At 49.5% G+C, this 15,414-nt stretch carries 14 protein-coding genes; 12 read left to right on the forward strand and 2 right to left on the reverse strand.

All coding sequences use genetic code 11. From position 1 onward, the window contains the following. Positions 1-2 precede the first annotated feature (2 nt). From Q7S09_00445 to Q7S09_00465, 5 genes are read left to right on the forward strand one after another with little or no spacing between them, the layout of a single operon-like run. Positions 3-647: a DUF3105 domain-containing protein gene (locus Q7S09_00445; protein MDO8557646.1), complete on the forward strand. Its 645-nt coding sequence runs from the start codon at positions 3-5 to the stop codon at positions 645-647. Between the two features lie 13 nt (positions 648-660). Further along, positions 661-2,892, forward strand: coding sequence for a heavy metal translocating P-type ATPase (locus tag Q7S09_00450; protein MDO8557647.1), 2,232 nt, complete (start codon positions 661-663; stop codon positions 2,890-2,892). 51 nt (positions 2,893-2,943) lie between these two features. After that, the gene (locus tag Q7S09_00455) at positions 2,944-7,278 is read left to right on the forward strand and encodes a PQQ-binding-like beta-propeller repeat protein (protein ID MDO8557648.1); all 4,335 of its coding nucleotides are present in this window, start codon (positions 2,944-2,946) and stop codon (positions 7,276-7,278) included. 16 nt (positions 7,279-7,294) lie between these two features. Next, entirely contained in the window at positions 7,295-7,912 is a 618-nt protein-coding gene (locus Q7S09_00460; protein MDO8557649.1) for a redoxin domain-containing protein, read from the forward strand. A 35-nt stretch (positions 7,913-7,947) separates the two neighbouring features. Further along, on the forward strand, positions 7,948-9,459 hold the full coding sequence (locus Q7S09_00465; GenBank protein MDO8557650.1) for a cache domain-containing protein: 1,512 nt from the start codon (positions 7,948-7,950) through the stop codon (positions 9,457-9,459). 70 nt (positions 9,460-9,529) lie between these two features. On the opposite strand, the gene Q7S09_00470 is transcribed toward Q7S09_00465, so the two are convergent. After that, the gene (locus Q7S09_00470; GenBank protein MDO8557651.1) at positions 9,530-9,916 is read right to left on the reverse strand and encodes a response regulator; all 387 of its coding nucleotides are present in this window, start codon (positions 9,914-9,916) and stop codon (positions 9,530-9,532) included. Positions 9,917-9,976: 60 nt separating this feature from the next. Here Q7S09_00470 and Q7S09_00475 point away from each other — a divergent pair, with 60 nt between their 5' ends. From Q7S09_00475 to rplI, 5 genes are all read left to right on the forward strand, one after another. Continuing rightward, complete coding sequence (locus Q7S09_00475) at positions 9,977-10,903, forward strand: Gmad2 immunoglobulin-like domain-containing protein (GenBank protein ID MDO8557652.1); 927 nt, start codon at positions 9,977-9,979, stop codon at positions 10,901-10,903. A gap of 104 nt (positions 10,904-11,007) precedes the next feature. Continuing rightward, complete coding sequence (gene glpX, locus Q7S09_00480) at positions 11,008-11,982, forward strand: class II fructose-bisphosphatase (GenBank protein MDO8557653.1); 975 nt, start codon at positions 11,008-11,010, stop codon at positions 11,980-11,982. 16 nt (positions 11,983-11,998) lie between these two features. Next, entirely contained in the window at positions 11,999-13,003 is a 1,005-nt protein-coding gene (locus tag Q7S09_00485) for a class I fructose-bisphosphate aldolase (GenBank protein MDO8557654.1), read from the forward strand. A gap of 173 nt (positions 13,004-13,176) precedes the next feature. Next, positions 13,177-13,482 (forward strand): acylphosphatase, encoded by a 306-nt coding sequence (locus tag Q7S09_00490; protein MDO8557655.1) that lies wholly within the window; start codon positions 13,177-13,179, stop codon positions 13,480-13,482. Then, complete coding sequence (gene rplI, locus Q7S09_00495; protein MDO8557656.1) at positions 13,479-13,985, forward strand: 50S ribosomal protein L9; 507 nt, start codon at positions 13,479-13,481, stop codon at positions 13,983-13,985. Before Q7S09_00490 ends, rplI begins: the two co-directional genes overlap by 4 nt. A 35-nt stretch (positions 13,986-14,020) precedes the next feature. Here rplI and rpmA read toward each other — a convergent pair whose 3' ends face one another. Next, positions 14,021-14,293 carry a 50S ribosomal protein L27 gene (rpmA, locus tag Q7S09_00500; protein ID MDO8557657.1) on the reverse strand — a complete coding sequence of 91 codons (273 nt, stop codon included), beginning with the start codon at positions 14,291-14,293 and terminating at the stop codon, positions 14,021-14,023. A gap of 70 nt (positions 14,294-14,363) precedes the next feature. Between rpmA and Q7S09_00505 the strand changes: the two genes are divergently transcribed. Both Q7S09_00505 and Q7S09_00510 read left to right on the forward strand, forming a co-directional pair. Then, on the forward strand, positions 14,364-14,789 hold the full coding sequence (locus Q7S09_00505) for a hypothetical protein (protein MDO8557658.1): 426 nt from the start codon (positions 14,364-14,366) through the stop codon (positions 14,787-14,789). Between the two features lie 11 nt (positions 14,790-14,800). Then, positions 14,801-15,337 (forward strand): hypothetical protein, encoded by a 537-nt coding sequence (locus Q7S09_00510; protein MDO8557659.1) that lies wholly within the window; start codon positions 14,801-14,803, stop codon positions 15,335-15,337. The last annotated feature ends 77 nt before the right edge of the window (positions 15,338-15,414 follow it).

Below are 15,414 nucleotides of genomic sequence, written 5' to 3' on the forward strand. Positions count from 1 at the left end.
CTATGGAGAATCTATCGGATACTACAAAAGAAACATCTCGTTACGAGCGCAAGCGCATGGAGCGCGAAGAGAAGGATCGCGAGCGGAATGCCGCTCAACACAAAAAGAGGATTAAGAAATACGCTACTCTGGCGGTAGCGCTGCTTGTTATTGGAGCAGGAATTTTTGGACTTGTGCGCTCTGCGGGTAAAAATACCGCTACGTTAAAAACGTCTCCCGGCGAGCTTCTTACCGACAAGGGCAGACAGCATGTTGAGAAAACGGACATAAGTGATTATAATTCCATTCCACCAACATCCGGACCGCACTTTACGATACAGACAAATTGGGGAATACATAAAGAATCTGTTCCAGAAGGCTATCAAATCCATAACCTCGAACATGGCGGTGTAATTTTGCAGTATAAGCCCGAGCTTGCAGTGGATGTGGTAGATAAACTCAAAGCCATCGGCGAGAGTTATAACTGGAAAAAACTGATTCTTGCGCCGTATGGGCCGCTTGATAAAAACATCGCGCTTACCGCCTGGACCAGACTTGATAAGTTCGATGACTTTGATGAAACGCGTATTCGTGCGTTCATAGACGCGCACCGCAACCACGGCCCCGAAAATGTTCCCGATAACATGCAATCGGTGACGTTACCATAGTATACATACGACCATGAAGAACATCTCATTCAATATCAAGGGCATGCATTGTGCATCGTGCGTCGTGCGGAATGAAAAGGCGCTTAAAAAAGTTCCGGGCGTTGAGGACGCCTCGGTGAATTTTGCGTTAAAGCAGGCGACCGTATCCTATGATGAAACGAGGGCCACTGAGCATGATTTGCACAATGCCATTCGTCAGATCGGTTACGAAGTTCCGGCGCATGCCGCCAAAAGCCACGGGGAGCACGCATCTGCTGCAGGGGGTATGCAGCATGCCGATGGCGGCGGAGACGAGCATATGCATCACGGCGAGGTTGGAGAAGCGAGGAAAAAGGCCGTCTGGGCGCTTAGCATCTCTGCGCCCGTTGCGGTAATAGGCATGTTCGGTCTGGAGTTTGGGGGGGAGTTTTTCGGGCATACACTTTCTATGTGGCTGATGGCGGCTCTTTCCACGGCGGTTATTCTCTATTTCGGCTGGCAATTTCACCGCGGCATGATAAATGAAATGCGGCATGCCTCTCCCGGCATGGATACCTTAATATCTCTCGGGACGCTGGCGGCTCTTTTTTACAGCATCTGGGCTTTGCAAGCGGGCAGAGTGCATGATGTGTACTTCGAAACCGGTGCCATCATCACCGCGCTTATTTTGTTGGGAAAGTATTTCGAAGCGAAAAGTACGGGACAGGCGTCGGAGGCTATAAAAAAACTCCTGCAACTTGGTGCAAAAACTGCCCGGGTGTCCTTAGAAGGACGCGAAGTAGAAGTACCCATAGAGAATGTGCAAGCGGGGGACATGTTGATCGTAAAACCGGGTGAGAAAATTCCTACGGATGGCATCATTATAAAAGGAAGCGCTGCAATTGACGAATCCATGCTCACCGGTGAATCCGTGCCCGCAGATAAAAAAGAAGGCGATGAGATATTTGGCGCAACCCTGAACACAAACGGCTCCCTACAGGTTCGCGCGACAAAAGTGGGAGAAAATACGATTCTTGCGCAGATCGTAAAAATGGTTTCCGATGCCCAAGTAAAAAAAGCTCCTATTCAGCGCCTCGCGGACAGAATCTCCGGCATATTCGTGCCGATCGTGCTTGGTATTGCGGCATTTACGGCTCTGGGGTGGTATTTAAGAACGGGCGATGCGGGCATGAGCATTATTCCGGCAGTGGCCGTGCTCGTTATCGCCTGTCCTTGCGCCTTGGGTCTTGCCACGCCTACGGCCATTATGGTCGGCACGGGGCTCGGGGCGCGGAGAGGCATCCTCATCAAGAACGGGGAGGCGCTTGAAAAGGCAAAACACATCGATGCGGTCATATTCGATAAAACCGGAACGCTCACCCAGGGAAAGCCCGTCGTTACCGACGTGGTGGCGGCAGGTTCCATCGATATCAAAGAAATTCTGCGCATTGCCGCAAGTATTGAGAAAAACTCAGAACATCCGCTTGCGGGAGCCATCGTGGGGCATGCAAAATCGGAGGGTGTCACTTTCTATGAAACGGAAAAATTTCTGGCAATACCGGGTAAGGGGATACGAGGGTCATTGCGTATAGAGAATGGGTTACGCGATATACATATGGGTACGGCGCAATTTCTGAAAGGCGAGGGGATAGAGACGGCGGCACTGGATGCGGCATGGGAACGTCTGCAGAGTGAAGGCAAGACAGCAATGGGACTTGCCGTGGAACGTCGCGCGTCGGGCATTGTTGCGGTGGCGGATACGGTGAAGCCGGATGCGATGGAGGCTATTTCCAAGCTCAAGCTGGTGGGCATTACGCCCGTCATGATCACGGGAGACAACCATAAAACCGCCCAAGCCGTAGCTCGTCAACTCGGCATTGATACGGTGCTTGCGGAAGTTCTGCCTCAGGATAAGGCAAAGGAAGTGCAAAAACTCCAAAGCAAAGGAAAACGCGTCGCATTCGTGGGGGACGGCATAAATGACGCGCCCGCGCTTGCGCAATCCGATCTTGGCATTGCGATGGGAACGGGAAGCGATATCGCAATAGAGACGGGCAGCATCGTGCTGGTTAAGGGAAACCCTCTTAAAGCGGTTGAAGCTATCCGGCTTTCGCGGTTCACATTCAGCGTCATAAAACAAAACCTTTTCTGGGCCTTTTTCTATAATATCGCGGCTTTACCTCTTGCGGCATTTGGGCTTTTAAATCCCATGATCGCGGCCGGCGCCATGGCTTTCAGCTCGGTATCGGTGGTGCTAAATTCCCTACGGATACGGCGGATGCGTTAATATCCTTCTTTTCCCTTTCTACCTTCCCCACATGTCCCTATACTGGGTAGTATGGGGAAAGTGTATCCGAAAAGAGTCATGCGCGATATTTGGAGTCCTGAAGCAGGAAAACCATCTCTTATTAATTTAAGAAGAGATGCTCTACTTGGATTTGGGTCGCTTTTGGCGGCTCTTTTTATTTTTGTTGCAGCTTTTGTTCCGAGAGAATCTATTCTAGCCGGCGGACTTGCCAACTCATCATGGCCGAAATATGGGCATGACGAACGCAATACGGCTCGGCATAGCACTTTTTTCACGCAGACGGGAGATTTCGGTCATGCATGGACGCTCAACCTTTCACCGTATGACGCCGGCGTTACCTTTCAGGGAAATCCGGTTCTGGGAAGCGATGGCACTATATACGTTGGAGGGTATGCACCCAGCGCTCCCGTATATGCCATTACTCCCGAAGGGCTGCTTAAATGGCGCGTGACGATCGGCGATAGTTCGCAAAGCGGAATTGATGCGACGATTGCGCTTGATCAGTCCGGCAATCTTATTGTCCCTACTCCATACGGGTTCTTTAAACTTAGTTCGGTCAACGGCAGTGTCGTCTGGTCGATACCAAACCTTTTGAGCGACGGATCTTCTCCAACGATCGCCGCGGATGGCACGATCTACACGTATGGCACAGGAGCCGGCATGCCGGGAGCGGCATTTTTTGCGCTTAATCCCGATGGAACAATTCGCTGGAGCATCGATCTTACCGCCCCTTCCCGGGGCGTTCCGGCTATCGCGGATGACGGCACGATCTACTTTTCCACCCAAGACGGGTTCTTGTGGGCATTGAATTCCGACAGTTCGGTCAAATGGAAATATGATCTTGGGCAGAGCGCTACAGTAAGCGTGCTTGTTGGCATTGACGGGACAGCATATGTTGCCGCAACCACAAGACTTTTTGCAATCAGTCCCGACGGGACCCTTAAATGGACATATGATGCAAGCGGCGATTATATCGGTAATGGTTTGGCGGAGGCGGTCGACGGAACGATATACTTCGGTACCTTCGGCCCGCCACATAGTCTTTTTGCGGTGAGTTCTGCGGGAACGCTCAAGTGGACGTATGCGCTTGCAAGCGGCGTGGATGGCGGCGTGTCCGTAGGCGGTTTGGGCTCGATCTATGTGCCTTCGAACGAAAGCATATATGCCATTTCGTCATCGGGAGAAAAACATTGGCAGTATGACAAGCCGTCGGAGTTTAATTTCTCTTTTTACGGAACTCCCATCATCTCTACAGACGGTCTCTATCTTTTTATATCATCTGCGGACGATGGAACTATTACCGCGCTTATTCCCAAATCGGTAATGTCTGCAAGGCCCCTCTCGCTTCTCTCAAAACCCCCAATCGTTACCATAGAAAAACCGGCAACAGGAGAACTGCTTTCCGCCAAGACAGTTATTGCCTACACCGCGTATGATCCGGACGGAACCGGTGATTTTGGGTTTTCCGACAACCCTATTTCCATAGATTATTCCATAGATGAGGGTATTATCGGCACCTGGAAGACCGTCGTGTACAATAGCCCGAACTCCAGCAAGATGGAGTTTGATACCACAAATCTTCCGGATGGCGCGGAAGTCTTTATTCGTATCGTGGCGCGCGATCGCGTCGGGCTTTTTGATGAAAAAACAGCTGGCCCATTTTTGGTGGATAATCAAGGACCGACATTTCTTGTCCGCGCTCCCATTGTAAAAAATTCTGGATTTATAGATATTCTTGTGGAGGCATCGGAGGCATTGAAGGATATTGTGGTATATGTAGATCAGGCGGGACGCGGAAAAGTGCTTGCGCCAACCACCGATTTCGGCGATCAGAAGCATTTTACGGCGCGCTACGAAGTTATCAAAGACTTTGACGGAGTGGCGACAGTTACAATAAGTGGCACCGATAAAGCAGGAAATACAAGCAATGTCATCCTCGCCGGAGATAGATTCTCGGTATTTGTCACACCCCCTCCAAAACCCGTGGTACTTTCACCCCGCAATGGAGATATTTTATCGGAGGCGATTCTTAAGATATCCGGCATCTCCATTCCAGGCGCACGGGTACTTATCACGGTAAACGGCACGGACCAGTATGAAGTAAAACCATTTCCTAACGGAACCTTCAGCATAGCGGGAGTAGTCCTTTCCACAAAAAATCTTGGGAAAAACACCATCGCGTTAGTCGCCGAAGATGCAGTAGGTGTTTCCGAGTCTCTCATTTTGTCAGTTATAGTGAACACTCCGCCCAAAGTAACTATACTGTTACCCCGTTCGGGAAGAATCCTCTCTGATGTCGTTAAATTCACTTGGAGCGCCGAGGATCCCAACGCCGACAAGCTTCGTTTCTCTTTCGCATATTCCACCAATGACGGAGATACATGGCTTACAACGGCAACGGATATCGCCGAGACAAGTTATGCGTGGGATACGACGGTTGCACCAGACGGTCCGGGGGTAAAAGTGCGCATCACCGCGTCTGATGGTATCGGAGATTCCTATGCCATTGGTGGACCTTACACGCTTAAGAACGATCTGCCGATTATAAAAATTGACTCGCCGACCTCATCATTCATAAATACGCGTACGCTTGATCTAAAAGGACAAGTCCGCTCGAATCTTTATACCATCTCTAATCTCTCATATAGTTTTAACCAGACCGACTGGACGGCTATTCCGGCAGGGGATGGGTCGTATAATTCCGGTGACGAATTATTTTCTCTTTTGATGCCGCGGCAATTCCCTGAAGGGAATATCGCGCTTTATTTCCGAGCCCAGGACTCCCGAAAGAAATATGGATATAAGGAAATGGTATTTACCATAGACACACAGCCGCCACAAAAACCTTCTTTAGTGATTAGGGAAACTCCCGCATTCTATAGTGATGTAGATGATGCCGACATTGCGTCAGAAGGGCTGCAGGTTGCTTTGCGTGGAACGGCCGAACCACTTTCAAATGTATTAATATTCTTGGGAGAGAAGGAGATGGGTAGAGCCGCAACGGACCGTGAAGGTAAATTTTTGGCAGTCCTTACGTTGCCAAGTCATGGCGTGAATGAATTTCAAGTTTTCGCGGAGGACCGCGCAATGAACCGCAGCACAGCGCATTCTTTTACGATCACTGCCAACAACGCTCCGGAGTTTACGCTTTTGTGGCCAGGAAAAAATGACTTTATCGGGGCCAAACACAAGATCATCTGGGAGGCAAAAGATCGCGATGGTGATACGGTGGCGGATGTTACCTTATCCATCCGTAATCCGAGAGCAAGAATTGCCACACAACGTACATGGAGCATTATTGCGAAGGGTCTGAAGGAAACATCGTATACTTGGGGAGAAACTTTAAAATTTCAAAGCGGGGACTATGAACTGAAACTCTCCGGTTCTGACGGGTATGCGCAAAGCGAGCTTATAGCTCCCATCCGCATTGACAGCATTGCTCCTTCCCTCCAGGCCGCGCTGGCGCTTCCGAGGCGCACGAACAATCCACGTATCGGAGGCCAGGGCAACGCGCAAGATGATTTTTCGGGGATTGAAGCCGTTGAATTTGCTCTTAATGAAGAACCGTTTACTAAAGCTACGCTTGTCCGAGGATATCAATCGGTAACATCGGCGTATCGCTTTGCATTCCCCAAAGAGCTTGTCGACGGTGACTATATGCTATCTCTCCGCGCAACCGACCGTGCGGAAAATATAAGTCAGACCACTTCCGCGAGGTTTACAATAGATACGACACCTCCCCACGTAGGCTCCTGGCGGATCCAGCAAGGACCCTCGCAGCTTTTTCCGGAAGAGGATATCGTGGATATGTTCGGTGGGGCTTCCTATGCGTTCTCGCTGGCTCTATCCGAAGATGCGGTGCAATCAGGGTTCCGTATAGGTGATACGCCGTTCAATCTTGTCAAAAACCCTGGCGGACAGCTGTTTCAGGGACACATAGAATTTGAAAAGGCCGGCATATACCCGATGCATGTTGAAGTTGCGGATGATCTGGGAAACAGTAAGGCGATGCAGATTGGAACACTTCGAGTTATTGAACCGGCGTATGTTGTGGATGCCAAAACTTCCGAACGTCTGGCGAATACCCGCGTAAGCGCGTATTTCTTTGATGAAGATGCAAAAACCTGGCGCTTATGGGATGGAGCTGCCTATGGACAAACGAATCCCCAAACAACCCAAAATGACGGCGCATTCCGGTATTTTCTTCCCCGGGGAACATACGAACTGCGTTTGAGCGCTTCCGGACGCAAAAACACTAAAACTTCCCAGATCGTAATATCCAAGCCTACATTCTTAACCCTCACCGTCCCGCTCAAGAAAGCCGGTTGGTGGGAGCGGGTATTGCAAATATTTACCGGCCGCTAATATGCCTGATGTATCAATGAAAATTTTACCGCCTCAAATACCGGAGCAACCGCCGCAAGGAAGTGGCGCAAAAAGATTCGTGCTTATCGGAGTTGTGCTTGCGCTCTTGGCCGGCGCCGTATGGGGTGTCCGCAATATCCAGAAGGAATTTCTGGAAGAAGTGCTTGTGGAAGCTCCTATAGGATCCGGAGCTGCGATACCGGAAACCCCCGCCGATAAGTTTCCGTTGCAAGCCGCACCTGACTTTACTTTGCAGGACCAGCGCGGGAACGTGGTGCGTTTGCGCGACCTGCGGGGAAAAAGCGTCGTTCTTCTCTTCTTTGCCGGCTGGAACGAAAATTCTTTAGATGGACTGCGCATACTCAACGGCGTATTCCGGAAGCTTCACGATGCGGGAATCGTTGTTTTTGCGGTAGATAATCTTGAACCTGCCGACACCGCCCGTATCATAGCCAGCCGCATGGAGCTTGAAGTTCCGGTCCTCTCAGATTCCGATGGCATTGTCGGCGAGGCGTATCGCATCACAGTCCTTCCTTCCTTCTTTTTCATTAACACAGATGGTATACTGGAAGAACGGCGCATCGGGTTATATGGAGCGGATGACCTCCTTGCCAGGGCGCTTCAGTTGAAATAACATTACTGGAGAGTAAGATTAATTATTTAATCACTATGCTGTCCATCTTCTGGATAAACAATATTCACTTCGCAATAGAATTTTTTGGAGCGGTAATGTTCATTGTGGCGGCATGGCTTATTGCGGATGCCGGGAAGCTCACCCGAACTAAAAAATCTCTTGTCAAAGTGTTCGGTTTTGGCGCTGTTGCCGTATGGCAAGTTTTGCACGCGCTTGATATTTCGAATGAATTATTGCTTCTTGGCGGAATGACACTGTTGATACTGGGGCTGTTGTGTATCGCGTTGAGCGTTATTTTAGAGACGCCCCCTTTGCGCCCGAAAACATTTGAGCTGTTGTTTTTTATTCCCAGCGTTGCGGGTTTATTGTCCGGTGTCTATGTTGCGGGAGGGCTCTTGAGCCTTGCCATAGCCGTACTGGCATTCCGCAGGTATAAAGCCGAGCTCAATAAACCTCTCAAACCTTTTTGGTTTTGCTTTGCCTTCCTTGCGGCATCGTTTTTTCTTGGAAGCGTATCGGTAAAGAGCCTTTCGCCCGGCACATTGTGGTTTGCGGAACATGCGTTGCGCGCTCTTGCCTTTGGAATTCTTGCGGTATGGGTTTGGCAATACCTTCTTCCGCGTCTCAAAGAAGAACTTCTGCTCATTTTTGTAGCGATGTCTCTTGCCGTTTCGCTTGTGGTCACGTTCACCTTCTCCGCACTGCTGCTGGCCCGTATGCGGGCGGATGCGTCGCAAAGCATCCAGGCAAACGCGCGGGTCTTTTCGTATACCCTTTCACGCATGAGTTCGGAACTCCGCGCAAAAAGTATTAATGGAGCCGGGGATGAAAAATTAAGCAGAGCCCTTGCCACAAAGGATTTTGCCGCCATGGAAGATCAGGCAAAGATGCTTCAGGAAAGGCTTATGGTGGATTTTCTGACCCTGACGAACGAAACCGGAGAGGTTCTGGTACGCGCGAACTTGCGTACCGCGCGGGGAGAAACGATCCTTGGCGATTCCGCAGGAGTAATGGCACTTTCCGGAATTTCCGCTGGAGACATCGGCACAACCTTACCGGAAGGACTTTCGGTGCGCGGAGCTTCTCCGGTTAAGGATACTAGCGGAAAGATACTCGGCATTATAGAGGTCGGGGAATCGCTTGATAATGTTTTTTTGGATGCCTTCAAGAAGGTCACAGGCCTGGACGCAACCGTGTTTCAGAATGATACGCTGTACGCCTCCACCGTTCTTGATATTGACGGCTTAACGCGTCCCACTGGCGTAAAGCTTACCGATGCGGCAGTCCGTCAAAGCGTGCTTGAAAACGGGCAGGCGTATTCGGGAGGCGCTTTCTTTCTGGGAAGGCCGCATCTTGCAAGCTATATTCCTTTGAAAGATTCCAAAGGTACGACGCTCGGCATTATCGCTACTTCCCGCCCCGAGGTTGAAATATCAAAAGCGGCCATTGCCACGAACCGTCTGACGCTTTTTACGACATTGCTTATTGTGCTGGCCCTTCTGATCCCGGCATACTTCATTGTGCGCAAGATAAGCGACGAACAATAGGAGAGATCTCCGCGGAGATAAAAAAATCGCCACACAGGCGATTTTTGAAATATCTGCTCCAGAGGATATTCTACGAGAGGTGTTTCCAGATTGTCGCCACGAGCGTTTTAAGATCAACCTCAGATTTTACCAGGTATTCCTTAACCCCGGCATCCTTGAATTTTTGAATATCCGCCGGTTTATCTCCCAGAGAAGTTAGCGTGATAATAGGGATGTTCTTTGTCTTGGGATTCTCTTTTATTTTTTTTAGCGCTTCCCATCCATTCATTTTCGGCATAAGAACATCCAAAAGCACGAGATCCGGCGTTTCCTTCTCGAGCGCTTTTAATCCCTCTTCGCCATTTGCGGCAAGCGTAATGGCAAAGCCTTCTTTCGTAAGCTTCCGTTCATACATGCGTACAATGAGCGGGTCGTCGTCTACAATGAGTATTTTCTTTTGAGGAGAGCTTGAGGCCATAGTATACACAGTATAGTCTCTGAGCAAACTAAGAACAATGCCACTTATTCACAGGACAATATGAAGAAAGTCTTCTTCTTGATCGGCGGGGCAATACTTGTGTTCTTTGCAGCCAGCGACGGTCTGGAATATTATCGCGCCTATCGGAGCCAGGATGCCACGCCCGCGCCGACCCCGACCCCTTTGCCAAGTACTGTATCCGCCACGGGAACCCCGGAGCCTATCGGTAACGGCAACATCTCCGTATCTGCTCCCGGGAAATATACAAACATAACTCTCCCTTTCACCGTTTCGGGAAGTGCTCGCGTTTTTGAGAATACTGTGACCATCGTCTTAAAAGATACCGATGGAAACGAGTTATATCACGACTTTACCACTGCGCAACCCCGACGCTCCGATTTTTCTGAAATCAAAGAAGTCGGGGTACCGACTGAAACGTCGGGAAGTCCAGATACGGGACAACTTGGGCCATTTACTAAAACAATTACCTATCTGCAGAAACCTCCTGCATCGTCCGATCTGACGCTTGAAGTGTTTTGGAATTCTCCGAAGGATGGGGAACCCCTTGATATCGTATCCATTCCTTTAGTTTTTAATGGGTCGGGAGCCCGCTCGACGAAAGTGTTTTTCAGTAATCACGGCACGGACCCTTCTGCCGCCTGCTCCACGGTCTATCCGGTTTTGCGTCTCACCGCAACTATGCAGGCACCGGTGACAAGCGCTATAGAACAGCTTCTGAAAGGTCCAACACCGGAAGAACTCCGGGAGGGGTACACTACGGCAATTCCGAGTAACATTGAAATGCCCCGCATTGCCGTCTCCCAGGGTACTGCCACGGTAGATTTCAAAGAAGATATATTTGCGTATAACCAAGAACCATGCATTCTTAAAACTATTTACGCGCAGATAGAAAGAACGCTCTATCAGTTTCCAAATATCAGCGGTGCTGTCATATCGGTTGAAGGACGTAAAAAGATTTTTCCATAGCAGTATCGCTATCGTCACCGCACCGCAGTATAGGCATGAATGTGTAAAAACAACGCAATTGTACCTTGAAAACATTTAAAGGGGGGTGTATGAATACCTACACCATGGATCGTAATATTGCTTTTGAGCTCGGAAGAATATGCGAACGGGCCGCGCTAGCCTGCGCTCCATATGTGGGCCGTGGAGATAGGCACACAGCGGATGGAGCGGCAACCGACGCCATGCGCAAGGCCTTCGATGATCTTTATATCCGCGGTACCATTGTCATTGGAGAGGGTGAAAGAGATGAAGCGCCAATGCTCTATATCGGGGAAAAGGTTGGTGGGAAAGGGGAAGCAGCGGAAGGGCCGGAACTTGAGATCGCTGTCGATCCGCTCGAAGGCACCAACCTTTGCGCTAACGGCTGGCCGGGCGCTATTACCGTTATTGCCGCAGCCGTAAAGGGGGAGGGCAAGCTTTTACACGCGCCGGACGTTTATATGGAGAAGATTGCGGTAGGTGAGGCTTGCCGGGGAGCGACCGATCTGCAATTATCGCCGACCGAGAATCTCAATCGTATTGCGGTGCGGCTGGAAAAGCCTGTGAAAGAATTGACTATCATGATCCTAGACCGACCAAGACATGAAAAGCTTATTGAGGAAGTCCGCAAGGCCGGCGCGCGCATCAAACTCATAACGGATGGCGACGTTGCCGGAGCGCTTGCATGTGCTAAACGCGAATCGGGCATCGATTGTCTTATGGGAATTGGTGCAGCTCCGGAAGGGGTTCTAGCCGCCGCGGGACTTCGCGCCTTGCGTGGAGAGATCCAGGGAAGACTGATTTTTAAAGATGATGCGGAAAAAGAACGCGCCAAGTCCATGGGGGTTACCGACCCCGATCATATCTACACCACCGAGGAACTTGCCCAAGGGAACGTAATGTTCGCTGCAACGGGCGTTACCACGGGAGATTTTCTGAAGGGCGTGCGCTACACGAAACATGGAGCTTGGACAAATACCGTAGTGATGCGCTCACGGACGCATACCATCAGATGGCAGGAAGTGGAGCATCATTTCGATAACGAGCCGTATAAATCTTAGAAAGAAGAATTTTACTATGGATATTCAGACACTAACAAAAGTCGCAAATGTGATGGTTTCTCCCGGAAAAGGGATCTTGGCAATCGATGAGAGCCATCCCACATGCAAAAAGCGTTTCGAAAAACTTGGCGTGGAGTTCACGGAAGAAAATCGCCGTGCGTATCGGGAGCTTCTTATTACCGCGCCCGGAACGGAACAGTATCTTTCCGGCATGATCTTATTCGACGAGACCATCCGGCAAAAAACCTCTGATGGTACTCCGTTTTCAGAGGTATTGAAACGAAAAGGCATCATTCCTGGCATTAAGGTAGATGCAGGCACAAAAGAACTTGAATTATATCCGGGAGAAAAAATAACCGAGGGGCTCGATGGACTTGCCGAGCGTCTGAAGGAATATATCGCGCTTGGAGCTAAATTCGCAAAATGGCGCGCGGTCATCACCGTAGGACCCAAAATCCCCACATCCGCATGCATCAAGGCAAACGCACAGGCACTTGCACAATATGCGGCTATCTGTCAGGAACTGAATGTCGTACCAATAGTAGAGCCTGAAATTTTGATAGACGGGGACCATACTATTGAACGATGTTATGAGGTATGTGCGGCCACGTGGGATATGATCTTTGCGGAACTTGCAGAGCAGGGGATTGCTCTAGCCGGAATGATCTTGAAAACCAGCATGGTGCTATCCGGCAAAGATAATCCCGCGCAGGCAAGTACGGAGGAGATCGCGCGCCTTACTGTAAAGTGCCTGAAGGAACATGTGCCGCACAGTCTTGCCGGCGTCGTATTCCTTTCCGGAGGGCAAGATGATGAGGATGCCACGATACGCCTGAACGCCATGCATAGGCTCGGCGAAATGTTGCCATGGCCGCTTTCGTTCTCCTATGGCCGCGGAATACAAAATCCTGCCCTTAAGATATGGGCAACGGATAAAACAAAGATCAAGGAAGCGCAAGTGGCACTGCTTGAACGCGCACGGGCAAATGCGCTGGCATCCAGGGGCAAATACAAATTATAGCGTAATAAACCCGAATAAAACCAAACTGGACAAAGCTGTGTTCTTATCCCAACGACATTCTTTCCGCGTCTCTACAGAAGTAGAGCTCCCGGAGTACTCTATTGGCAATTTCGTGCTTTTTTAAGCGAGAATATTATTCTCGCTTTTTCTTTTCTACATACTATTCTATAGATATGTCAAAAACTCAAATCATCATAACCGGAGACGTACAGGGTGTCGGATTCCGTTATTCTGCCCAAGAAAAAGCAAACGAACTTGGTCTTATCTTGCATGAAACAGAAAACCGGCCGGACGGGAGCGTCGTGCTGGTTGTCGGCGGACAGGACGAGACCACCTTGCCCCTCGTGAGTACACTCGGGACTGCACCCGCCTCTACGAAACATCAAAAGAGAGGGGCGGGCTTGCAAAAATTCATCGCATGGGCTAAGATAGGCCCCGTAGGAGCAAGAGTGAAAAATATTAACGTCCAGAAAATATGAAAGTAATCCTTATTAAAGACGTCTTATCTCTGGGAAAGAAATACGATTTAAAAACTGTCGCGGACGGCTACGCGAGGAATTTTTTGTTGCCAAGAGGTCTTGCGGTCTTTTCAACCCCAGTCCTTATGAAAGATGCCGAACGAAAAAAAGCCGCTATAATAACTTCCCAAGAAACTGATCTGAAGACGACTCAAGAACTTGCACGGCAGCTCGACGGATACGCGCTTGAAATACATGCCAAGGCCGCGGAAGAAGGAACTTTGTATGCAACCGTTGGCATTGAAGAATTGAAATCTGCGTTCGCAAAAAAGAAGATTGACATTGGAAATGCCAGACTGGGATCCGGAGAGCTTCTGAAAGAACTGGGGAAACATTCGGTCATTCTTAATCTCCCCCATGCCATTGAGGTAAAAATAAATGTTGTGGTGGTGAAAGAAGCAAGCGGTGCCTCAAAAAACACCAAAAAGCGGACGCTGAAAGGAAAACAAAAACCGGCCTCCTGAAGGCCGGCCTGAAAAGAATACACGTCGGTCAAAAATCATTTGACATGCACAACGCTGACCAATTTTTTATGCCCATCGAAACGGGTGCGTTTTTTTGTCTGGAACGACACAATGCCATCCTGCATGGCGTAAATAGTATCGTCGTGGCCGCGCTTCGTATTTTTACCCGAAAGGAATTTACCTCCGCGTTGGCGTACAATGATGTTTCCTGCCTTTGCCTTCTGTCCGGCAAAAAGCTTCACGCCAAGGCGCTTGGATTGTGATTCGCGGCCCAACCTGGTTGAGCCTGATGCTTTAGTATGTGCCATATTTTATAATAAATCCGATTATAGACTTTTGACATTTGGATTTACGAGGATATACTATATCCTCGCCTCTATGTTGTCAATAGCCGTGCTAAAAGAGTGGTGGGATAAGAATGCGAACGATGCTATTCTCGGAATTGGCGCATTTTTGCTCGTACTTATGGCATTTTTAGCGGGGCGCTTAAGCTCCGTCTCAGAGACGACAGATCCCGTCATTATTGAGGTGCCCGACACGGTTCTGCAAAAACAGGCCGAACTACAGAAAATAAATTTGGTTGACTTAGCTCTTCCGGAGGCTGACTCAAAAATCGACAATTCAAAAAGAGGCATTCCCGAAGCCGAGAGGCGAGGGGAGTACGTGGCTTCAAAAAACGGCGCATATTACTATACCGCTAATATGTCTGGGGCACTGCGGATTAAAGTTGAAAACAGAATTTGGTTCAATACGCAGGAAGAGGCAAAGGCCAGAGGATTAAAGCCTGCGAAAGGACTAAAGTAGGGGGAGGAACCTTGAAAACAAAAAAGTTCGTTTTCTATCTGATAGGACCAATCGAATTCCTTGATGATCCAGACCGCGGATGGCGGGAAGATTTCGTCAGTCTTTTTCACAAGCGCTTTCCCGGCATCCATGCCGAGTTCATCAACCCAGTAAAAGCTTCCTATCTGGTTGGGAAGACTGTTCTCGACAATGCCCGATACGCCGCCGAGTTGAAAGCAGCCAGAAATTGGACGGAACTCAAAGATTTCATGGATAAAATTTGGAGACAGGATGCCCTTTCCGTTGATCGTTCAGGAATTATCGTCATGTGGGCAAGAACGGAGAAAGAATTAAAGGAAGCCTCTGCATCCGTAGGATCGATACGTGAAATGCTCCGGCTTGTCGAGAGGGAGGGGAGGGTTTACCTTATCTGCGACACGACCCTGAATATGACCATTGCAAGCACGCATTTCTTGCACATCGTTCTCTCGTCCGGCTGCATCTTTGACTCGATAGAAAAATTTTTCGAGCATTTTGAGCAAGCGTACGGGCCGGTGTGCACGGAGTGAACAGAAAACCAAAAAAGACCCTAATGGTCTTTTTTTTAATGAATCTCAAGCGAGTTCGCTGGTTGGGTAATTAGTCA

It is taken from the genome of bacterium, assembly GCA_030649025.1.
GTDB lineage: Bacteria > Patescibacteriota > Minisyncoccia > JAUYLV01 > JAUYLV01 > JAUSGO01.

Excerpts from the sequence above, each read along its gene's own strand:
- Q7S09_00445 (MDO8557646.1), top strand. The coding sequence starts at position 3 with ATGGAGAATCTATCGGATACTACAAAAGAAACATCTCGTTACGAGCGC.
- Q7S09_00450 (MDO8557647.1), top strand. The coding sequence starts at position 661 with ATGAAGAACATCTCATTCAATATCAAGGGCATGCATTGTGCATCGTGC.
- Q7S09_00455 (MDO8557648.1), top strand. The coding sequence starts at position 2,944 with ATGGGGAAAGTGTATCCGAAAAGAGTCATGCGCGATATTTGGAGTCCT.
- Q7S09_00460 (MDO8557649.1), top strand. The coding sequence starts at position 7,295 with ATGAAAATTTTACCGCCTCAAATACCGGAGCAACCGCCGCAAGGAAGT.
- Q7S09_00465 (MDO8557650.1), top strand. The coding sequence starts at position 7,948 with ATGCTGTCCATCTTCTGGATAAACAATATTCACTTCGCAATAGAATTT.
- Q7S09_00470 (MDO8557651.1), bottom strand. The coding sequence starts at position 9,916 with ATGGCCTCAAGCTCTCCTCAAAAGAAAATACTCATTGTAGACGACGAC.
- Q7S09_00475 (MDO8557652.1), top strand. The coding sequence starts at position 9,977 with ATGAAGAAAGTCTTCTTCTTGATCGGCGGGGCAATACTTGTGTTCTTT.
- glpX (MDO8557653.1), top strand. The coding sequence starts at position 11,008 with ATGGATCGTAATATTGCTTTTGAGCTCGGAAGAATATGCGAACGGGCC.
- Q7S09_00485 (MDO8557654.1), top strand. The coding sequence starts at position 11,999 with ATGGATATTCAGACACTAACAAAAGTCGCAAATGTGATGGTTTCTCCC.
- Q7S09_00490 (MDO8557655.1), top strand. The coding sequence starts at position 13,177 with ATGTCAAAAACTCAAATCATCATAACCGGAGACGTACAGGGTGTCGGA.
- rplI (MDO8557656.1), top strand. The coding sequence starts at position 13,479 with ATGAAAGTAATCCTTATTAAAGACGTCTTATCTCTGGGAAAGAAATAC.
- rpmA (MDO8557657.1), bottom strand. The coding sequence starts at position 14,293 with ATGGCACATACTAAAGCATCAGGCTCAACCAGGTTGGGCCGCGAATCA.
- Q7S09_00505 (MDO8557658.1), top strand. The coding sequence starts at position 14,364 with ATGTTGTCAATAGCCGTGCTAAAAGAGTGGTGGGATAAGAATGCGAAC.